General features: G+C 48.7%; 17 protein-coding genes. 11 read left to right on the top strand and 6 right to left on the bottom strand.

Going from position 1 to position 21,763, the window contains the following annotated elements; translation table 11 throughout:
• Positions 1-10 precede the first annotated feature (10 nt).
• From HPY28_RS26695 to HPY28_RS26675, 5 genes are all read left to right on the top strand, one after another.
• Complete coding sequence (locus HPY28_RS26695) at positions 11-3,907, top strand: metallophosphoesterase (RefSeq protein WP_174231749.1); 3,897 nt, start codon at positions 11-13, stop codon at positions 3,905-3,907.
• Positions 3,908-4,089: 182 nt separating this feature from the next.
• Positions 4,090-4,647, top strand: a complete 558-nt coding sequence (locus HPY28_RS26690) for an RNA polymerase sigma factor (protein ID WP_017246698.1) — start codon at positions 4,090-4,092, stop codon at positions 4,645-4,647.
• Positions 4,634-6,220: a DUF4179 domain-containing protein gene (locus HPY28_RS26685; protein ID WP_174231748.1), complete on the top strand. Its 1,587-nt coding sequence runs from the start codon at positions 4,634-4,636 to the stop codon at positions 6,218-6,220. The genes HPY28_RS26690 and HPY28_RS26685 overlap by 14 nt, the downstream gene beginning before the upstream one ends.
• Before the next feature lie 134 nt (positions 6,221-6,354).
• On the top strand, positions 6,355-9,030 hold the full coding sequence (locus HPY28_RS26680) for a YhgE/Pip domain-containing protein (RefSeq protein ID WP_174231747.1): 2,676 nt from the start codon (positions 6,355-6,357) through the stop codon (positions 9,028-9,030).
• Positions 9,031-9,163: 133 nt separating this feature from the next.
• Complete coding sequence (locus tag HPY28_RS26675; protein WP_174231746.1) at positions 9,164-9,409, top strand: hypothetical protein; 246 nt, start codon at positions 9,164-9,166, stop codon at positions 9,407-9,409.
• A 50-nt stretch (positions 9,410-9,459) separates the two neighbouring features.
• On the opposite strand, the gene HPY28_RS26670 is transcribed toward HPY28_RS26675, so the two are convergent.
• Positions 9,460-9,864 carry a YybH family protein gene (locus tag HPY28_RS26670; protein WP_174231745.1) on the bottom strand — a complete coding sequence of 135 codons (405 nt, stop codon included), beginning with the start codon at positions 9,862-9,864 and terminating at the stop codon, positions 9,460-9,462.
• Between the two features lie 118 nt (positions 9,865-9,982).
• Here HPY28_RS26670 and HPY28_RS26665 point away from each other — a divergent pair, with 118 nt between their 5' ends.
• Entirely contained in the window at positions 9,983-10,333 is a 351-nt protein-coding gene (locus tag HPY28_RS26665; RefSeq protein WP_174231744.1) for a winged helix-turn-helix transcriptional regulator, read from the top strand.
• Positions 10,334-10,376: 43 nt separating this feature from the next.
• Here the strand turns inward: HPY28_RS26665 and HPY28_RS26660 are convergent, their stop codons facing one another.
• Entirely contained in the window at positions 10,377-11,768 is a 1,392-nt protein-coding gene (locus tag HPY28_RS26660) for an MFS transporter (RefSeq protein ID WP_174231760.1), read from the bottom strand.
• 109 nt (positions 11,769-11,877) lie between these two features.
• On the bottom strand, positions 11,878-12,303 hold the full coding sequence (locus tag HPY28_RS26655) for a MarR family winged helix-turn-helix transcriptional regulator (RefSeq protein WP_088910000.1): 426 nt from the start codon (positions 12,301-12,303) through the stop codon (positions 11,878-11,880).
• A gap of 170 nt (positions 12,304-12,473) precedes the next feature.
• Here HPY28_RS26655 and HPY28_RS26650 point away from each other — a divergent pair, with 170 nt between their 5' ends.
• Positions 12,474-13,127: a glycosyltransferase gene (locus HPY28_RS26650; protein ID WP_173623453.1), complete on the top strand. Its 654-nt coding sequence runs from the start codon at positions 12,474-12,476 to the stop codon at positions 13,125-13,127.
• Positions 13,128-13,185: 58 nt separating this feature from the next.
• Positions 13,186-13,839, top strand: a complete 654-nt coding sequence (locus HPY28_RS26645) for a glycosyltransferase (protein ID WP_173623522.1) — start codon at positions 13,186-13,188, stop codon at positions 13,837-13,839.
• Between the two features lie 64 nt (positions 13,840-13,903).
• On the opposite strand, the gene gcvPB is transcribed toward HPY28_RS26645, so the two are convergent.
• From gcvPB to HPY28_RS26630, 3 genes are read right to left on the bottom strand one after another with little or no spacing between them, the layout of a single operon-like run.
• Entirely contained in the window at positions 13,904-15,493 is a 1,590-nt protein-coding gene (gene gcvPB / locus HPY28_RS26640; protein WP_174231743.1) for an aminomethyl-transferring glycine dehydrogenase subunit GcvPB, read from the bottom strand.
• Positions 15,494-15,517: 24 nt separating this feature from the next.
• Entirely contained in the window at positions 15,518-16,903 is a 1,386-nt protein-coding gene (gene gcvPA / locus HPY28_RS26635) for an aminomethyl-transferring glycine dehydrogenase subunit GcvPA (protein WP_174231742.1), read from the bottom strand.
• A gap of 52 nt (positions 16,904-16,955) precedes the next feature.
• A complete protein-coding gene (locus tag HPY28_RS26630) occupies positions 16,956-17,738 on the bottom strand; it encodes an SDR family NAD(P)-dependent oxidoreductase (protein ID WP_047070161.1) in 783 nt (260 codons plus the stop codon).
• A gap of 263 nt (positions 17,739-18,001) precedes the next feature.
• On the opposite strand from HPY28_RS26630, the gene HPY28_RS26625 reads away from it, so the two are divergent.
• Genes HPY28_RS26625 through HPY28_RS26615 form a run of 3 tightly spaced genes read left to right on the top strand, consistent with a single transcriptional unit; the run spans position 18,002 to position 21,763 of the window.
• Complete coding sequence (locus HPY28_RS26625; RefSeq protein ID WP_174231741.1) at positions 18,002-19,756, top strand: sigma-54 interaction domain-containing protein; 1,755 nt, start codon at positions 18,002-18,004, stop codon at positions 19,754-19,756.
• A 59-nt stretch (positions 19,757-19,815) separates the two neighbouring features.
• Positions 19,816-20,592: an arylamine N-acetyltransferase family protein gene (locus HPY28_RS26620; protein ID WP_173623449.1), complete on the top strand. Its 777-nt coding sequence runs from the start codon at positions 19,816-19,818 to the stop codon at positions 20,590-20,592.
• 4 nt (positions 20,593-20,596) lie between these two features.
• A complete protein-coding gene (locus HPY28_RS26615; RefSeq protein ID WP_174226410.1) occupies positions 20,597-21,763 on the top strand; it encodes an MFS transporter in 1,167 nt (388 codons plus the stop codon).

Raw genomic sequence — 21,763 nt, 5'->3', positions numbered from 1 at the left:
CGCGTTTATTATGAAAGTGATAAACAAAACGATGTCGATGGTACTGGGTGTTACGGTTGCCTTCATGGGAATGACTCAACCTTTTATGATCCAAGGTGTTCAGGCAGCAGGAGCGCAAACTGTCACGATGGACAAGCAAACCTATTTGTATGGTCAACCGGTTTCCTTGTCGTATACAGGAGCTTCCTTGAAGGATTGGATCGGACTGTATAAAGCAGGTGCCATTCCACAGGGCAGCAATCCTTCTCTCGCTTGGCAATATACGAGTGCAAACGGTCAGCCGAATGGTGCGATGAGCTTTACAAAGTCATTGCCAGCAGGTGAGTACGAGGCGCTGTACATGCAAAATGACGGCTACAACATTTTTCAGCGAGCTCCTTTTTCGATCATTACCTTGAATCCTCCTGCGGGTATTACTTTTGTCGATACGGATGACGATGCAGATCAGATCGCAGGCGATGTGAAAATCAAAATCCCTGCCGATCCTGCGAATGTGGCTCATTACAATCTGTACTGGGGAAATGATGTCGGAAAGCTGCCAGGAGAGCCGATCATCGCACAAGTGCAGCCTCCAACTACGCCAGGTGAAACGTATGCGACCTATACAATCCCAGCTAACACGGTCATTCCAAAAGGTGCGACGAAGCTCCTCGCTTACTCGGATTCAGCTGCGGGTGAAACGACTGCGAGCGCAGAGTTTACGATCCCAGGAATGGTGAAAGAGAAGCCATTGGTCAGCTTTGAAGTCATCACCGACATGCATGTGCAAACCAGCAAGGATCACGTTCATAATAAAAACCTCGAAGATGCTTTCAAAGATATGGTTGCGCTGAATCCGGACAGTGACGGACTCATGACTATCGGGGACAATACCGAGAACGGAACCGAAGCGCAATACATGGAGCTGGCCCGGATTTTTAACATGTACAAGGACCAACTCCCGGAAACCTATTTTGTGCAAGGGAACCACGACGTTCGCTGGGGGGACTGGACGCAGTTTTCCGAGCTGTTCCACAAGTACACCAACATGAAGTCCAGCTACTACAGTGAGTGGATCAACGGCTACCAGTTCATTTTCCTTGGCACGGAAAAAGGGCTGAAAGACTATTCCTACCTGTCTGAAACGCAGTTGAAATGGCTGGATGAGAAGCTGGCTGAGTCTGGGGGCAAGCCGACGTTCATTTTCCATCACCAACCGTTGAAGAACACGGTAGCCGGTGCCAATGATGGCTATCTCAAAAGCAATTACTGGTACGGTGTCAGACAAGATACAGAATTGAAAACGATCCTGGCGAAGCATCCTGGAGCTTTCCTGTTCAGTGGACATACACACTGGGAGTTGGGTGCGAAAGATACGATGTACAACGCCAAATACGCCACGATGTTTAATGCGGGTGCTACCTCTTATCTGTGGACAGACGCGAATACAGGCAAGGACGGAAGCCAAGGCTTTTTCGTGGAAGTTTACAAGGATAAAGTCCTGGTAAAAGGCAGAGATTTTAAAAACGACACGTGGATCGCCAATGCACAATATGAAATTGATCTATCCAAGAAAATTCCAGTGGTAGACCCTTCTACCGATCCAGATCTGACCTTGAGCAATCCTACGGTTCAGATGGTGAAGGAGAAGTACCTGTCGTCAGAAGCGATTGAAGTGGCCTACACGAGTTCGGTAAGAGAAGACTGGATCGGTATTTTCCCTACAGGCACGAAGTTGGGCAAAAATGTAAAAGCAATCGCTCAGCAAAAAACGAGCGGCGTGAAGCAACCCAATGGAACGGTCTCATTCAAGGATTTGAAGCTCGCTCCGGGCAAATACGATGCGATTTATGTCGGGGAAGCAGAGTATCGCACAGATAACGATAATTTGGAGCTTGGCCGCGTGACCTTTACGATTGTCGATGAAACGCAGGCACAGGCACCACAGGCAGTATCCTTTACCGATGCCGACACAAATAAGGGTGTGATTGGCGGGGACGTCACGATCACTCCTGCGGCAAATGAAGCGAACATTGACGAGTATGTACTCTACTGGGGGAACGACGAGGGCAAGCTGTCCGGTCAGTCAGCGATCGCATCTGTAGCCAAGACAGGCGATAAGGTCATCTACGCGATGCCGAATGGTACGGCGATCCCGAATGGCGCGACGAACATTCTCGCTTTCTCCAAGCAAAAGGACACAGAGTCAGTGGACTTTGCGCAAACAGCACTGAAGGACGCGTTTACCGAAGTACCGCCAGTCACACCACCGGTAGATCCACCTGTACTCACGCCAGATGAGCAGTTGCGCCAAGCCAATCGTGCTGCTGCTGATGCCATTAAGAACGCTACAGATGAGGATGTAGTAGAGAAGCAAGCCGAGAATGCGATCAAGCAATTGTCCAAGCTGATCAAGGACGACAAGCTCAGTGATTCTACGCATCTTGCTTTGGTCTCCGATGCAACGGATACCGTGTTGGCCGCGATGGTTTCCAAGTGGAAAGAGGATATCGTCGATGAGGATCAGGTGTTAGAACAGACCTATTCCCTGTTGAAGGATGCTTTCTTGCCAGTTGTAGGTGAGATCGAGAAAAACGATCAAGAACAATGGGAGCAAGCAGTAAAAGTCATGGCTCATGTAGCAGAGACGACGATTGCCAAGCTGGATAAAGACGATCTCTCTGAAAAATGGGTGAAAAAGCTGAAAGAACCAATCGCTGAACTTTTGACACAAGTCAGCACGATCGAAGCAGACGATAGCGAAAATACGGAGAAGGTAGTCGCTCAGATCGAACGTTTTGCCCAAGCAGTAGAGTCCATCGAGACATCACTGGACAAGCAAGCATCGCTGTTTGGATTGGAGAAGACAATCGAGATTCGCATGGACGGCGCTCGTCATGAAGTGCGTGCAGCGAAAAAATCGAAGGAAGAAGAAAAATCTTCGATGACACTAAGTGGTGATATCGTCGATGCATTGGCACAAAAACAAATCAATGTAGCCTTGGTGAACAAGGAAGACGCAGGTGTGTGGCTGTCCAGCGAGCTTCTCGAAGAGCATGACAGTGCGGATATCCACGCTGAGATCTCGAAGCTGGACGACATCAAAAAGCCTTCGAAATCGGGCAATGCCAGCGATATATACGAAGTTCGCCTGAAAGCAGACAACAAGGAATGGAAACGCTTTGACAGCGAGACTGTCCGCATGATTCTGCCTTACGAGAAAAAGGATAAATATTTGACGGCTCATCATTATGATGAAGCGGAGAAAGAATGGAGCAGCCTCAAGACTTCCAAAGGAAAAACAGTAGAGGTTATCAAAACGGGGGACCGCGCAAGCTTTGATATCGAAAAACCGGGCATCTACATGGTAGCGAGTGCAGGTCTGCAAAGCGTGAAAGTTACGCCAAGCAAAGCAACACTGTTGCCAGGAGAGAATCTCCAGCTTCAAGTAACAGGATCGTTCTCGAACCGCACCAAACAGGATCTGACCGATGGCGAGAGCGGAACGGTTTATGAATCTGACAACGATAGCGTCACTGTTGATGAAAACGGCTTGATTGAGGTTTCCAAGGATGCACGACCTGGCAAGAAATTTACAGTCAAGGTGACAAACGGAGAAAAATCGACCAAAGTGACTTTCTCCATTGCGGAAATCAAAAGTATCAATCTATCCACCAAAAAGAGTTCAGTGAAGCCTGGTGATACTGTTCAAATGATCGTATGGGCGAACATGACAGACCGCAGTGGACGAGATATGACCAAGGAAAGCACAGGAACTACTTACCGTGTAGTGGAGGAAGAATATGCGGTGATTAGCGAGGATGGTCTGGTAACCGTCCATGAGGATGCTCCAGAAAAAACCACGCTGACGATTGTTGCTGAGAACGATGGTCATACGAGCGAGTACAAGTTGAAGGTGAGAAAATAGAGGTACCGATTTACTAGGAAGAGCCTGACCAGTGATGGTTGGGCTTTTTTTTCTGTCCTGAAAATATTTATCCAACCCTTGTAAGAAAAAAACCGATCTTTTCATAGTAAAGGTAGAATGATTGCTGGACAGTATAAGTGAACGGAATGTCTGGTGATAGAAATAGAAGGGAGCGACAGTTCATGGAGGATGATCAAGAGTGGGTGAAGCAAGTCTTGGGAGGCGACCCGCATGCCTTTGCCCACCTTGTGAACAAGTACAAAAACAGGGTGTGCTCGCTACTCGTGAGGATGGGCAATTCCCCAGAGGATGCAGAAGATTTCGCACAGTCAGCTTTCGTTAATGCGTATAAATGCTTGCAGCAATACGATGCGAGCCGTCCGTTTTCAGCTTGGTTAAACAAAATCGCAATCAATTGTTGTCTGCAAGCGTGGCGGAGGGCCGAGAAGCATCCGAGCGTACCTTTACAAGAGTCCAATACGGCTCTTACCTGCGAAGAAAACCCGGAGTCATTTTATCTGGCGCTTGAAAAACAAAACGAACTATTCGCTGTCATGGAAGAGCTCGCTTCCCATTACCGGATCGTACTTACGCTGCGGTATTTTGAAGAGCTGAGTTATCAAGAAATTGCTGAGACGATGCAAGTGCCGGTGACAACCGTGCAGGTTCACTTGTACCGCGCAAAGAAAAAGCTACGTGAACTCATGGGGAAAAGGGGGGAGCTTCATGAAATGTGCTGATTGTGTTAGGCTGATCAATCAAGTCGACCGAGAGCTTTCATATGAAGAAGGAAGAGAGCTTCAGGACCATATCGCTGGTTGTGAACATTGTCAGTCCATGCTGCTTCAGGAAGTCGACGAAGTGGATGCCGACTTGAGTAAACCTTGGCCGATCGTATCTGCCTCGGATCATTTCACCGAAAAAGTCATGGGGGAAATTTTACAGGTAGAAGAGCAACAACAAGGACCGATGCGCCGAAAAAAATGGACAGGCAGTCGTCTATGGCAAAGGGCAGGTCTTACTGCCGCCATACTGTTGCTTGCCCTGACAGTGGGTGTCGTCTCATCTCCTACGCTTGCGCACTATGTCACATCGATTTTTTCCGAGTCGTTTATCGCGGAAATGCAGCGCGGAGGCGATCTAGGCTTTTCTCAAAAAGTGAATCAAAAGGTAACCGATCAAGGCATTACTATGTTGGTAGATGAGATTCTGGTCGATCCAGTAAAAATGTACGTGTCGATTCGGTTTTTTACCGAACAAAATCAAGAGCTGGAAGCTTCGATTGAGTTTGAAAACAAGGATAACCGGATTTTCCTGTCAGACCAAAACGGGAAGTACATCGGAACCCAGGTACAGCATTCCTACGGCTTTGAGACCTTGTATCTCCCTGAAAATATACCGAACGATTTGATTCTCAACCTGAAAGTAAACAGAGTGGACCTGCAAGATGAAGCTTCAAAAGAGGAAGAAGAGAAGGTCAAGCAGACTTACGGAAGCTGGCACTTGAAGGTTCCTGTCTCACTGGAAAAAAGCAAGTCGGCAACCCAAACGATTCCACTCAAGAAGACGTATACCTCGCCGCAAGGATTTATCCTAGTGGCTGACCGACTGGTGCTGACACCGATGGAATCGAAACTGATTCTCTCGTCCAAAATGAATGAGCAAGAGCTTGCCCGCATGGAGTCGAGAGTGCAAGCAGGGGTAAAAGTCTACAATTCGCTCTACCGGGATAAGGTTACCGCCCAAGAGCTATGGGATTTCTTTGGGGAGAATGCGACAGTCATGTGGGAAATCGTCGATGAGAAAGGCAAGGTTGTGATGGATACGAACGGGGCAGATGGCGAGTTTTATGGACCGATTGAACCAAACAAAAAACTGACGTATCGTACTGTCTACATCGAGAAGGCAGAACCATCCGATCTGCTCCTGACTTTTACGCCTGCTGACCTCAACAAACAGCCTCTAACCTTCACGAATGAGGGAAATACGTTTGTCTTAAAGTCGTTTCGCATCGCGCCCGAGCCTAATCCAGATCCCGGCACATCCGGATACGTCGGTATCGTAAAGGCAGAGTTCACCTATCATCCCGACACCTATGAATACCGTGGAGTCGATGCAATCGGATTGGGCGTCGTTAAAATGGAGCTGGAAGATCCTTCTATGGAAAAAGATCGTCCCCAAGCAAGAACGATCACGATCCGCGATTTCCCGAAAGGAAGGGAAAATCAACCGGTAACGATCACGGCCAGTCAGCTAGTAAAAAGGTATGAAAATGTGGATTGGAGCTTTGATATGGTGAGTCCAGCGCGTTGAAGATTGTCCTTCATAAATTGGCGTGCAGCAGCTCATGATACTACTGACAGCTCATTCCCGATCATTTCCTTCCATGGTAAACTGTCATGTGAGTGCAAAGATTCATCCATTCTTTCCTACTAGGTGGTACATACATGCGGTCTATATGGAAGATTTACAAAACGGACTGGATTAACATTTTCAAGGTCCCGACTGGGATTTTTCTGATCATCGCCATCATTCTCCTTCCTTGTTTATACGATTGGATCAACATCAAATCAGTATGGGACCCTTACGCCAATACGCAAGGTGTCAAGGTGGCGGTAACGAGCGAGGATCAGGGAGCCACAGTTGGCGACCAAAAGGTCAACATCGGAGACGAGCTCATAAAGAGCTTGCACAACAACCAGAAGCTAGGGTGGACCTTTGTGGACAAAGAAGAGGCCAGACGGGGCGTAGAGCGGGGCGATTACTATGCCAGCATCCTGATCCCAGCTGACTTTTCCACGAAAATCACGGGAATTGTCCATGGCGACCTGAACAAGCCTGAAGTGATCTATACGGTCAACGAAAAAGTGAACGCCGTCGCACCCAAAATCACTTCATCAGGTGTTTCAGCGATTGCCAAGCAGATCAACGAGAGTTTTACGGAAAGCGTCAGTGAAGCCTTGCTGACGAAGCTTACAGAGATCGGCATTAAAATTGAAGAGCAATTGCCGACCATCCGCAAAATCGAGAGTGGCGTTTTCCAACTGGAAAAAAGCCTGCCTGAGATTCGTGCCGCTGGGCAAAAAGTGTTGGAGATTGAAAAGAAACTTCCCGAGATTCACGAGAAAGCGCAGATCATTTTGGAAGTGGAAAAAAGAATCCCCGAAATCAATCAAGCAGGGCAGGCAGTGCTCAAGATTCAGCAAAACTGGCCGAAAATCAATGAGGCGGCGTCTGTCATTATCGCGATGGAAGACAAGCTGCCGGTGATTGAGCAAGCCGTCGGACGAATTGAAGAGCTGGATCAAAATTTTGATAAAGTCGCAAACGCAGTGACTACGGCCACAGAAAAAGCGAGTCAGGCCATTGAGATCGTTTCGGCTGCTCAAGATGCGTTGCCGCGTATCGCTGATCTGACTGATAAGGGCGCGGCTGTTGCCGATCAGCTCAATGACTTTTTTACGAAGCATGACGGTGCCTTTGAAACGATTGCACCGCTGATCAAGCAAAATCTCATCTTAGCCCAGCAAGCCTCGGATGCACTCACACAACTTACGGACAGACTGTTGCAAATCAATCCGGATCGCCTGCCTACTGCGAGTGAGGTAAATGCTGTGAAAGACAGGTTAGCCAGAGCCGCCAATGTTTTGGGGCATACCGCATCGCTTGTAGAGAAAGTAAACAGTTATATTCCTGGACAGCCATTGAGTCATTTCGCAGAGAGGCTGCGCACGATTGAGAGCAGAATGAACCGACAAATCGAGATTCTCGGCACAATTGCAAGCGCGCTGGAAAAAGGCAAGCAGCCTGCGAAAGATTTGGTGGAGAGCTTGAATCAGCTCTCGAAAAATACCAGCGCGGAATTGGGAGACATCCTGTCCCGTTACGATAGCGAAATCGTTCCGAAAATATCCGAGGGCATTGAAAGGCTGAAGGTGATCACAGGAGAATCTGCCGATCTACTGCATAAGGCCCAAGAAAAACTACCGGATATCGAAGCGATTCTTCAAGAGACAAAGACGGGCTTGGAGCTGGGATTGGCAGAACTGAAACGAATCCAGCAGGATATGCCGCAAATACGGGCGCAAGTCCACGAGCTCGCGCAAACGCTCAGAAGCAAGTCGGATGCTTTTGCAAATGCCATTCGCGTAGCAGCTCCGTTCTTGAAGGGGAATCTTCCTACTATCGGGAAAAAGCTCGACGAGGCAGCGGCATTCGTCCAGAACGATCTGCCCAAAGCGGAGGCGAATTTGACCAAGCTGGCTGATTTTGTGCGCTACAAGCTCCCGGAGGTGGAGGCAGGAGTCCACAGAGTTGCCACATTGGTTCGCGATGATCTGCCTAAGCTGGAGAGTGCCATTGGGCAGGCGGCTGACAAGCTGAGAGAAGTCGAGGCGAACAACAACTTCGCTGATCTTGCCAAGCTATTGCGTGGTGACATTAAAAAAGAGAGCGAATTCCTCGCAAGTCCGGTGCAGATCAAGGAAAACCGCCTATATCCGATTCCGAATTATGGTTCGGCCATGTCGCCGTTTTACGGTGTGCTGTCTCTTTGGGTAGGTGCGACCTTGTTGATTTCTCTGCTGAAGCCGAATGCGGAAAATCCGGGCGGAGTGTACAAGCCGTATCAGTTGTACCTGGGACGCTTGGGAACGTTCGCGACCATCGGGCTACTTCAGGCGTTGTTCGTCACGCTCGGTGATATTTACATCCTCGGGGCCTATGTAGCGGATAAAGCTCCGTTTGTGTTATTCGGTATGCTGATCAGCCTGGTGTTCGTTACGATAACGTACACGCTGGTGTCCGTTTTCGGCAACGTGGGCAAAGGAATAGCGATCATCTTCATGGTATTTCAATTCTCCAGCTCGGGCGGTACGTTCCCGATCAGCATGACTTCACCGTTTTTCCAAGCGCTGAACCCATACATGCCTTTCACGTATGCGATCAGCCTGTTGCGTGAAGGTGTGGGCGGCATCCTTTGGGAAACGGCGATTCGGGATATTCTCGTATTATTCGGCTTTATCGGGATCAGCCTGTTCGTGGCCCTCGCGCTGAAGCGTCCGTTGAGCGGACTTATTGAAAAGTCGATGGAGAATGCGAAGAAGACCAAGATTATTGGGTAAAGTTTCATGATGGAATAGAGCAGGGTGTCCTCACGTAGATATCACTACTGGAGGGTACCCTTTTTTCAAGGACAAGTGATTGTATGATTTGGTAAAATATAGGTGTTTTGTGAATCGTAAAGGGGAGTGAACCATGGGGAGATGGTTTGGATACATTCTACTGACGATTTTGATAGGCGGTGTGTGCTTTTTTATTATTACTCCAGAAATCACCTTGATATTGAGTATGTTCGTCATGATCGGAACCCTGTTTTATATTGTACACATTTTGAAAAATGAACTGCCCAGAGTAGTCCAGGATCGGCTGGAAAGACGATTGCGCAAGACAGACAAAAGCCTCGAGGAATTACAAAACCTGTACAAGCAGGAGACTGAATAGGGATGTTTTTGGGAGAGGACACCTACTGCTAGTGCCCTCATCTTTTTTTATTAGATAGGCGGATTCGCGCCAAATGGATGATCGACGACATACAGCCAACTGCCATCTGGCTGCTTTCGTACGATTTCAGATGTATGACCTTCTATTTTCATGGAGTTGCCTGCGTCATCTGTGGTATGAATGATAAAGTGAGCCCGTAATAAAGCAATATTTTCAAAAGGAACACAAAATACATTGGTGGAAACCATCTTACCTTGCACTTGGAGTAATTTCTCCAGTGTTTGGCAGATCGGCTCGATTCCTTGGCTCTGCTCGTTGTCTTGTGTAATGAGGATAGCCTGCGGTTCATAGAGAGCAAGAAGATTCATGATGTCCCCGGAATTGAACGCTTCTGCGAAGGCAGAGTTCATATCTTCCGGGTTTATGACAGGTTGACTGCGTTGAGAGAATGGCATAGGAGCGCTCCTTTTTGGCGCAGTAGTTGCGCGTTAAGCATAGCTCGAGTCAATCAGAGCGAAAAGTACGCACAAAAAAATGACCTAGTCATAAAAAGCTGACTATTGGGAGGTCGAGATGCCATATCAAGATGACCAGTTTGGATGTCCTGTCGAGGTAGGGCTCCATTTGATGAGTGGAAAATGGAAGCCTCGCATTATTTATGAACTGCTCAAGGACAAGAGACGATTTGGAGAATTGCAACGGCTGATCCCGGAAGTATCGCGACAAGTGCTCACCGTGCAGTTGCGAGAACTGGAAAACAGCGAAATCATTGCGCGACATGTGTACCCGACCGTGCCACCAAAAGTAGAATACTCGTTAACGGACTTTTGCAAAAGCTTGGCTCCCATCTTGGAGCAGATGATAGGAGTCGGAGAACAGTACATATCCAGACAAAAAAAGAAAGACATGCCACCTAAAAAATAAGAATAGGCGGCATATCCTTTCTACACGAGTAAAGGACACCTTTTTAAGGTGTCCTTTTTTCTTGAACAGATACGGAACTTGTCGCCAGTCGGGCAGCAGATGCCAGCCCCAGTAGGACGATGAACGTCTGAAGGAGCAGGGAAACAGTAATCCCAACAGAAAGTGAAAACTCAAAGGCAGTCATCACAGACACGATGGCACCCCCCATCCCAATGACAATCGCAGGTGTGAACGTATCCGCGATAGATATTTCAGCAGATACTTTTCCTTCTTCACCAGGCTTTGCAAGAGAAAACGCAATAGCACCGCTTGTCGGGTGAGCCAAACCGATTCCGAAGCCCATAATGATCTGGCTAAAAATCGCGACCACGATACCGAAAAGGTCTAGTTGAATCAACGTCAGCGGTACGGTGCAGGTGACTCCGATGAGCATAATGACAAGACCTGTGATAATTCGTTTTTTTCGACCGGCCCCTTGGTCTTTTTTGTCCAGCTTTGCTTGTACATTGGCTGCCAGCGACCAACTGATTGCTGCGGAGGCAACAGCTAAACCAGCTTTGTCGGCGGTTAAACCTAAAATCGAGGTGAGTCCAAGGACGAGATACGTTTGTGTGCCGTAATAGGCAGCGACAAAAAGACCCCGAGATGCGATGACAGCAGGTAAGCCAGAGCGTGCGAGGAGCGTTCCTTTTGGCATCAGCTTATACAACGGGACACTGAGGGTGAGCAAACCCGCGATGGATAGCAGGAAACCGTAGATGGAGGGGATTTTGCCCAGCCCCAAAAGTAAGGCACCAGTCCCCAGGGCCAAGAAAAAAGGCAGAAGAAGACTACGATTGTTTGCCGCGCTTGCTTTTTGCGGCTGTAAGCCTCGGAAAGAGGGGGTGGTTAAGAGTGCAGACAGAAAGATAAAGGGAAGGATCAACCAGAAGACATATCTCCACGACAACTGTTCAGCAATAATCCCGGCTACATATGGTCCGAACAGGCCAGGAAGAATATAAGCGCTGGAGAAGACAGCAAGAATCTGAGGGCGAAGGGAATCGGGGTAACGCAAGGTAATCATGGTATACACGCAATTGACCAAGGCACCGGCTCCGAATCCTTGCATCACTCGCCCAAGCAGTAAAGTAAGCATATCTGGCGCAATTGCAGCAACTACAATGCCAACAGCAAAAAGCACGATCGTGACAATGAAAGGCTGGGCAGGCCCTTTTCTATCGACGAATTGACCTGTGACCACGGTTCCAATCAGCTGAGCCAACAAATAAGCACTGAATACCCACCCATACAGATCCTCACCCTGTAGCTCTCGGGAAAGACCGGGGGCGATTGTGGTGACAGCCAAGCCTTCAAATGCTGTAGCAGTGACCACAAGAATAATACCAATCGTCAACGCTCGGTAATGCGTGCTCCAAATCCCTTCTGTACTCATCATTTTCACTCCTTTTTTGTATATATTCCGCCCTAAAAGTTGTTATAAAAACTGTTGTTATAACAACTAATTATATACAAAAAATGACATCCTGCAATATGTTTTGTTTTTAGAAGTTTTTTACGTTCTCATAAATAATATTGAGTGTTCTTCGAAATTGGTTCACTTCTTCTTCGGTCAATCCTGCAATGGTTTTCTCGTACGCTTCAATGGAGGGAGGAAGGACCTCGTCTTTTAAAAGTCGCCCTTTTTCCGTCAGATAGACACGAAGGGAGCGGCGATCCTTTTTATCTGTTTCGCGATGAATGAACCCTCTTTCTTCCATGAGAAAGAGCATCCGTGCGATATTCGTTTTATCCTTGTAGGTGCGTTCTGCCAACTCGTTCTGGGTCAAACCTTCTTCTTCCCATAACACGACAAAAATCATCCACTGATCGATGGTGATGTTGTACGGATTGCATACTTTTTGATAATAGTTGTTCAGTTTTAAATCCGTTCGTTTCACGATGACGCCGATATACTCATCTAATTTCATTGCGAAACCTCCTAGGTTAGGTAGTCCGTGCAATTGTTGCTAATGACAACTATAAGGATGCCTCGGACAAGTGTCAATTTGCAGGACGCATGTGTTAGACGCATGAAAAAGCCAATTTTGCTCAAAATAACAGCGGGATTCACTACTTATCAAAAAAGGAGAAGGAATAAATGACTCCAGTGTTCAGGAAAGTAACATTGCTGATGATTTGCGTGGCATTACTTGGTGTGCCGAGTATGGCAGCAGCCAAGGAATCGAAAGGAAATGTACAGCAGGCAGAGTGTATAAAGCCGAAAGAAGTAAAGCTACAGGGCGATATGCGCAGGCTCTGGATTGACCATTTGCTGTGGGACCACACCTATATGGTAAGCGCCTTGGCAGGGCTGGAAGACAAAGACGCCGTACAGGCACGTCTCTTGAAAAACCAGGTAGATATCGGGAACGCAATGAAGCCGTATTACGGAGAGGAAGCAGGTAAAAAGCTTACCGAATTGCTGACCGAGCATATTACGATAGGCGGCAAAATCATTGACGCAGCCAAAAAAGGCGATCAGGCTACTGTAGCAAAGCTTGATAAGGAGTGGCACCGTAATGCGGATGAGATCGCCAAGTTCTTAAGCAGCGTCAACCCTAATTGGACCGAGAAGGAACTAAAAGAGATGATGTACGTGCATCTGAAGCTGCTCACTAATAATCTCCAGGCGAGATTGAAAAAAGACTGGCAAGCGGATATTGCTGCATTTGATCAAGGTGAGGATCATATCATCTCATTCGCTGATGTGCTGACAGCAGGCATCATTAAGCAGTTCCCGAATCAGTTTTAACCACCAGCTTTTGGGTTGTGGACCTTTTACATACCGATAACGAGGAGAAGACCCAATGATGACTCCAATACTCCGGAAAGCAACACTGTTGATGATTTGCCTTGCTTTACTAGGCGTACCGGTGATGGCTGTAGCCAAGGAATCACAAGGAAACGGCCAGCAACAGGAATGCATAAAGCCGAAAGAAGTCAAATTGCAGGGCGATATGAGAAAGCTCTGGATCGACCATATACTATGGACGAGGAGCTATCTGGTCAGCGCTTTGGCGGGACTGGAAGACAAAGACAAGGTACTGGCGCGACTTTTGAAAATCCAGACGGATATCGGAAATGCGATTAAGCCTTACTATGGAGAGGAAGCAGGCAACAAGCTTGGCAAGCTTCTCACTGAGCATATCGTCATTGCAGGCAAAATTATTGATGCTGCAAAAAATGGCGATCAGGCGAGTGTGGCAAAATTAAATAAAGATTGGTTCCGGAACGCAGATGATATCGCCAAGTTTTTAAGCAGCGCGAATCCCAATTGGACCGAAAAGGAATTGAAGGATTTGCTGTACAAACATTTGGAGCTGCTCACCGGAAATCTCCAAGCGAGATTGAAAAAGGACTGGGAAGCAGACATTGCTACCTTTGACAAAGGTGAGGATCACATCATCTCATTGGCGGATGTGCTAACAGCAGGCATCATTAAGCAGTTCCCGAATCAGTTCTAAAATGAACTTCCACAACGAAAAAAACGCCAGCACTTGTCGTATCTGTGCTGGCGTTTCTTTCTTTTTATCCTTGTGCCGTCTTTTTCAAATAAGCTCTCCATGTGATGCACCATTGATCAGGATCATCGAGTACGGACTCTAGGACACGATGACCTGTACTATTGTGCGGCGCTGTTTTGACGATCTCCGGATTCTCATAGGCTTCCTGTGAAATATGGGTTAGTGCCGCAACGTATTCGTCGAGCTCTGCCATGGAATAGGACTCCGTCGGTTCCAGCGTAAACGGCTCCGGCACGACGTACGGGTGGTGACTGGTCCAGTAATGGTGGGCAAAGTCGATCATGCGGCGCTGAACATCATACGTCGTGACGCCCGTGTCTTCTTTTAGCTGCTGCCAGCTATAGCGAACCTGCTCCAGGCGTCGACCTTGTATATAGGGAGCGCTCGCACCGCGGATTTGTGTGATTTTGTGATAGAGATAGTTGTTGTTGAGGCAAGCGATTTCGGCAACTTCCCTCAAGCCGTCAGCACCAAGTGCACGGACCCAAGCGTAGGAGCGCAGAACAGCAGGTGGTACGCCGTAAAAGCTGCGGACTTTCCCGATGCTGTTTTTCAAATCACGCTTATAGAAGTAACGCTCTCCGTCGAAGTCTACGATCGGTCCTGGCAGGAATGGCGCAAGCTCGGCAGTGACCCCGATGGCACCTGTTGCAGGTCCGCCGCAAGCGTGAGGAACGGAGAAGGTTTTGTGCAGGTTGAAGAAGCACATGTCAAAGCCTGCTTCCAGCGCGCGGGTAATGCCGAGCAAACCGTTGGCGTTTGCTTGGTCGTAGCAGCACAGCCCCCCTGCGGCGTGAACGACATCTGTGAACTCCTTGATGCGGGAGTTGTAAATGCCTGTATCCTCTGGATTCGCTACGGCAAAGGCAGCGGTTCGCTCTGAGACGAGGCCCTTTAGCGCTTCTAGATCAGGGTAGCCGTTTTCGTCGGCTGGTACATATATGATTTTGAAGCCTTTGACTGCGGCCGTCGCTGCTTGGGATGGGTGGGAAAAATGGGTGGTAATAAACTCGTTGCGCTGTTCTCCTTCGCCGCGAGCTTCGTGATATTTGCGCACGATAGAGGCTTGGGTAAACAACGCCTGTGTGCCGCTGCCCGGTTGGAACGAGAATTTGTCCATTCCTGAAATCTCGCGCAAGTATAGATCGAGCTGATACGTCATCTCCAGCATCCCTTGGACAGTGGACTCGTCTTGCAGCGGATGCAGCTCCGCCATTTTCGGCGAGCGTACGAAGCGTTCATTGATTTTCGGGGAGTATTTCATCGTGCAGGTGCCTTGCCCGATCTCGACGTTGAAATCCGACCCCAGAACCTCCTGCGAAATGCGGGAGTAATGACGGATCACGCGGTACTGACTAATCTCGGGAAGATTCGGCCGTTTTTTCCGACGTAGGCTGTCTGGCAGCGAAGAGATGCCATCGCCTACGGTCTCCACGATGTGTGGCTCGACGGGTGGTACTTCGACGCCACGCTCGCCGGGCTGGCTCAGCTCGAAAATGACAGGCTCATCCCATTTTGCTTGGTGGAAGCGGCGTACCTTATGATCTCTCGGAATCCGTTTCATTTTGTCGATTGTTCCTTCGGATGTTTTCATGGTCGATTTCCTCCTTTTTCGTTTTTACAAAATGCTTGTGATGGCAGCGACGAGCGTATCAATATCCTTCTGGGTATGAACCTCTGTGACGCAGTAGAGTGCACATTGACCCAATTCCGGGTAGTGTTCAGTCAAATCAACTCCGCCGAATATTCCTTTGGCGAGAAGAGCAGCGTTGATGTCTTTGACGGTTTTGCCTGTTTGCGAAAAGTCGATCACGAACTCCTTGAAGAAGGGAGCGGTGAATTTGGCCTCGACTCCGGGAATGGAAGAGAGCTGTTTGGCGGCGTATTGGGAGCGCTGCATGATGCCTTGCCCGACTTCTTCCATGCCTACAGGTCCCATCGTCGCTAAGTACACGCCTGCGGTAATGCCCCATAGCGCGGTTTGTGTTCCGACAGACTCTTTGCCTTTTTCACGCTTGGCAAAAGAGGTGCGGTCGTACGCGACGTCCCCGAAGCCGTATTCGCCTTCGACCTCTGTCGGAGCGATTCCGAACAAGCGGGACGGATATTCCATGACGTAGGTCGGATCATCATGCGTCGCGATAAAGCCGGATTGCCCACCGCCGTAATGCATGTGTACGCCAAGCGGCTGCAAATCTCCGCACACGATGTCCGCGCCGTAATTCGCCGGAGATTCCATCACGCCGAGAGAGATGGGATCGACACCGACTACGCAAATGGCACCCGCTGCATGAGCCAAGTCCGCAATCATTTGTCCGTTTACTTCCACGGAGCCGAGGAAGGTCGGGTTTTCGAAGTAAACCGCTGCTGTATCTACACTGAGCTTTGCTTTTAAATCATTCAGGTCAAGACTGCCTGTTTCGTTCTTAAAATCGATCGTGGTGACAGTAAGATCAGGAGACGTATAGTTTTTGATGATCAAGAGCTTGTCGGGATGGATATTTTTCGAGACCAGTAGCTCTGTGCGTTTGGTGATACGTGCTGCCATGCGCAGAGCAGTGGAAGCAGCCTGTGCCCAGTCAAAGGTCGGAACGTTTACGACATCCATATCGACCAGTTCAGCTACGAGGCTTTGGTATTCGAACAACGCCTGAAAGCGCCCCTTGTCTTCGTAAGGCTCTCCAGCATACGCCGTCAGAAACTCCGCGCGGGAGTTGATTTCATCACAGACAGCCGGAACAAAATGCGGCCAGCAGCCTGCGCCGAGGAAGCTGATATTTTCTTTTGTGGTTTGGTTTTTGTTCATCAGCTGGTTGACGTGGCGCTCCAGCTCGTACTCGGTCAAAGCTTTCGGGATGTTCATTTTTTCTTGTAGGCGCAGCTCCCTGGGAATGTCCGCATAGATATCCTCGATGCTGGAAAAGCCGATTTCGGTAAGCATTTTCTCTTTGACTTCAGGTGCAGAATTCGGAATATACGGGTGGGCATAACGTTGTACGCTCATCTCATGGTTCCTCCATCTCTTCATTGGAATATTCAGTCGCAATAGCGATAAATTAAGCCAAACCGCCGCCGTCGACGACCAGTACGGAACCCGTCACCCAGGATGACAGGTCGCTGGCAAAGAACAGGACAGCATTGGCAATATCTTGCGGAGAACCGAGACGCTCCAGCGGACGTCCTTGGGCGGAGGAGACGAGGAATGCTCCTTCTTCCTTTTCCAGCTGGCGCGCTTCTTCACGCAACAGAGGTGTGTCGGTATCGCCGGGTGACACGCAATTTACACGGATATTTTCCGGACCGTGGTCAATCGCCATTGCCCGCGTCAGGTTGACGACGCCAGCTTTTGCCGCGCAGTAGGCCGCAGCCTTGTCACCGCCCTTGATGCCCCAGCCAGAGCCAGTGTTAATGATGCTGCCTCCGCCTGTTTTTGCCATGACCGGTATGACGAATTTCGAGAGGTTGTAAGCCCCCTTCAAGGAAACATCGACGACCAGATCCCAATCATCTTCTTCCAGCTCGACGACCGTCTTTCTTCTAATCACGCCTGCGTTGTTGAACAAAATATCGATGCGACCGTACGCTTCCTCGATCGCTTGCGTTACTTCGCGACAATCCTGTTGGGAAACGACATTGCATGTAAAATAACGGGCTGACCCGCCCGCCGCTACGATTTCCTGAGCCGCCTTTTCCCCGAGCTCCTCGTTGATATCAAGCAGCATGACGTTTACTCCGAATTGAGCCAGTCGTTTCGCTGTTGCAAGTCCGATACCGGAAGCAGCGCCAGTTACCAAGGCTACCTTTCCTTGCAGATTGAATACCTCGTTCGTGTTTACCATGGTTGATCACTCCCCTTAGATGAAAAGTTTATATTGCAATCACTGTGCCAAGTATGGAATGAACTCTGTCGAGTAACATGCTCCTTGCTTGATCGCCAAAACAGCTGATTTTACGAGGGTCTGACTGTGTTTTGTACCGTCATGGCGATGACAAAAGTGGCAAAGAGTTGTCATTATTGGCAAACATCCGTGGTAAAATGTTTGTGAACTATCTAAATATTTCATAAAATAGAGAGCAAGGACAATCAACAGGGAGGATATCCATGGTTTCGTTGGATCTGTGCAAACCAGCCATCGAAAAGGTCATTACTAGCATTTCAGATATATTGAACGTGGATGCCGCGGTGATTAACGAGCGCGGCCTCTTGGTCGTGAGTACGGAGCGCTACTTGAAACAAAAAGGCAAAAATGTGCATGTGCCCTCGATTGAATTCGTGTTGGCAAAAGGTCAGTATGTGGTAGACAAACCCGGCTCTATGGAAATGTGCAAAGGATGCCGTTTTCTCGACAGCTGTCCCGCCAAAGTAGAGCTGCTCTCTTCTATTAAGGTTGCCAATCATGCAATCGGGGTCGTTTCCCTCACATCCTTTACGAAGGAAGGTCAAAATCGCCTATCCAAGCATGCAGAGAGATACCAGCAAATCCTGACAGAAGTCAGCGAGATGATTACGGCGATTGTACAGTCTCATGCGACGAGACAGATCGAATCGTCTGATGACTCCATGCGACTGTTGGAGGGAGCGCTGGATACCGTTGCCGATGCGTATTTCACCTTTGACCGGAGTGGCAATGTCATTCACACGAACGCCAGCGCGCGTAGACTGCTGTCCCAGCATGAACTTCTGCCAGCGGAGGTTTCACGGATGCTGCTGCCGTCATTATCCGGGATGGCCGCACATTCCTTGCCGATCGCCAATTGTCTCGTTGACAAGCTGGATGCCCCCACTGAGGCCACGCCGATCATCGTCAACAATCAGCTCATTGGCGGCGTGCTTCGCGTGCAGAGGGGATCGCTTACCGTTCCGCGTTTGCTGGATCATCAAGGGAGCCGATCGTCTGGCAAAGTGGATAGCTTGGCTCAAATCGTAGGAAACAGCGCAGCCATCAAACAGGTCAAAGAAATGGCGATGAAAATCGGTAACAGCAGCTCTACGGTACTAATTACCGGCGAAACAGGGACAGGCAAAGGACATCTGGCAAAAGCGATTCACGAGGCAAGCACACGCGCTTACTACCCGTTTGTCGCGATCAATTGTGCCAGCATTCCGGAAAATTTGTTCGAAAGCGAATTGTTTGGTTACGAGGATGGTGCTTTTACCGGAGCCAAAAAGGGAGGAAAGCCAGGGCGGTTCGAAATGGCAGAGGGAGGTACGCTTTTTCTGGATGAAATCGGCGATATGCCGCTCTCGTTGCAAGCAAAGCTGCTGCGCGTCTTGCAGGAAAAGGTTGTGGAACGCATCGGCAGCACGCGATCGTTTCCTATCAATGTACGAATCATCGCGGCAACGAACCAGAATCTGGAGGAGCTCGTGGAGAAAAAAGCGTTTCGTGCCGATTTGTACTATCGGTTGAACGTCATTCCCATTCACGTCCCTTCACTCGCAGAGCGTAAGGAAGACATCGAGCTCTTGGCCGTTTCATTTATGGAGAAGTACGGAGAGCAAGCAGGACGCACCTTCTTCGGAATAGCACGAGAGGCGATCAACCTGCTCACGCACTATCACTGGCCGGGCAATGTGCGGGAGCTGGAAAACGCCATCGAGTACGCCATGAACATGGAGCAAGACACAGTACTGACTGTCGACAGCTTGCCTCCGCGCCTTCGTGCTCGTCCTCTAATGGCTCCTTCACATTCAGGTCCAGCTATCAAAGCAAGGGTCGCCGATGCACAAGCGGAGGCAATTCGCGCTTCGTTGCAAAAGCACGGCAGTGATTTGAAAGGAAAGCAGCGGGTGGCTGAAGAACTGGGGATTGGGCTACGCACCTTGTATCGGAAGCTAAAGCTGCTCGGTATATAAGGAAATCGAGCTGGAGCCTGGCGTATACTTGAGGGAGAGCCTATTTAGGGGGAAGAAGCATGAGTGAGCTAAATGCCTTATTTCGGAAAAGAATCGGCATGCCAGAAAATGAAACGATTACCTTCGATACATTGGATCGCCTCCTTGATCTGACAGCATTGGCGATTCCTTTTGAAAACCTGTGCGTTGTGGATGAGCGAACAAGGGTAATCTCTAGACAGTCCATCATGGAGAAGATATTGGTCAGAAACGAAGGCGGTCTTTGCTACGAACTCAATCCGATGCTGTATTTCTTCTTGCTGGAAAATGGATTTGACGCCCATCTGATTCGTGGAGTTGTATACAGACAGAACGTTGGCGAGTATTACACGATTGGTCGAACGCATGCCACGATTTTGCTTACCTATGAGGGGCAAACGTATTTGCTCGACACGGGTTTTGGTTCGAACCTGCCGTTGAAGCCTGTCCCGTTAACCGGGGAGACCGTCTCTTCGCGCAATGGTGAGTTTCGGATCAAGAAAGAGCAGACGGAGTATGGCGATTATGTACTCGAAATGAAGCTGCGACACAAGGATACGGACTGGAGGATCGGCTATACGTTTGATTCGCAGAAGCTGGTGACGGATGTAACGGAATTAAACGAGATTCAGACGATTATCGCTGACCATGAACAGTCTCCCTTCAACAAAAGCCCTTTGCTTACGCAGCTTACAGAGAGAGGCAATGTTACGTTGACGAATACGTCCTTTACACAGTGGGTGGATGGAGTCGTTACCAAAGAGGAAATCGACAACGCGAGATTCAAAGAGCTGGCGAAACAGCATTTTGGGTTGTAACAGCATGAATAACGTATGGCTGCTTAGTTTCGTCAGTTTTTTCACAGACATGGGTACATACATGGTTACCCCGTTAATTCCGATCTTTCTTGCCTCTTCGGGTCCTATGATTATTGGGGTGATCGATGGGGTTTCCGAGGCTCTGACCAGTCTGCTCAAGTTCGTTTCAGGTTATGTTTCCGATCGTTCCAAGAAACGAAAATCGTTAGCCATACTGGGGTATGGACTATCCGGGATCGGTAGGATATTCCTCGTAATAGCCAGTTCATGGGTAGGTGTTTTTGTCTGGAAGCTGATCGATCGTACGGGTAAGGGAATACGAACGGCTCCGCGCGATGCGATCATCTCGGAAGCAGGAGGAAAACGAAAGCAAGGACGCTCATTTGGCTTGCATCAAATGATGGATATGCTCGGGGCGGCGATTGGAATCGGCATAGCGTATCTCTTATTAACGATGGATGGAAATAAAGATTTCCACAGTGTTTTCTTGTATTCAATGATTCCGGTCGGCATTGGCTTCTGCTTGCTCTTTGCCATCAAGGAAAAGCGGGAAAATACGAAGGTGATTTCGCGTGAACCGAAAGCAAAACCGAGCTGGAAGAAGTTAAATCGTGAGACCAAGCAATTGCTTCTGATCATTATGCTGTTTACTGTTGCGAATTCGTCCAATTCTTTTTTATTGCTGCGAGCAACTGATCTCGGGATTTCTGCTACGAGTGTATTGTTGCTGTATTTAGTCCTTCATTTGGTTGCTTCGCTGTTTTCCTACACATCAGGTGCCATTTCCGATCGATTCGGACACAAGGTCATTCTAACTGTTGGCTATATCCTATACGGATTCGTATATATTGGATTTGGAATGGTGAGTTCGGTAACAGGCTTATGGTTGCTATTCATTCTGTATGGTTTTTATATCGCGTTGACGAAGGGCATAGAGAAGTCATTGGTAGCGTCCTCCGCACCGAAAGATTTGAAAGCAACATCACTGGGCATGTACTCGATGGTTACAGGAATCGGTTTGTTGCCCGCATCCCTTCTTACCGGTTGGGTATGGCAAGAGTTTGGCGCGGCTACCTCTTTTTATCTGAACGGTTGTATTGCTTTGGTGACTGCACTTATCCTGTACAAGGTGCTTTCAGGTAACAAACGAGATTTGTCTACGAATGAATAA

The sequence above is a fragment of the Brevibacillus sp. HB1.2 genome, from assembly GCF_013332495.1.
GTDB classification, from domain to species: Bacteria; Bacillota; Bacilli; order Brevibacillales; family Brevibacillaceae; genus Brevibacillus; species Brevibacillus porteri.
The sequence above is the reverse complement of the archived record's forward strand: the minus strand, read 5'-3'. Positions and strand labels throughout refer to the sequence as shown.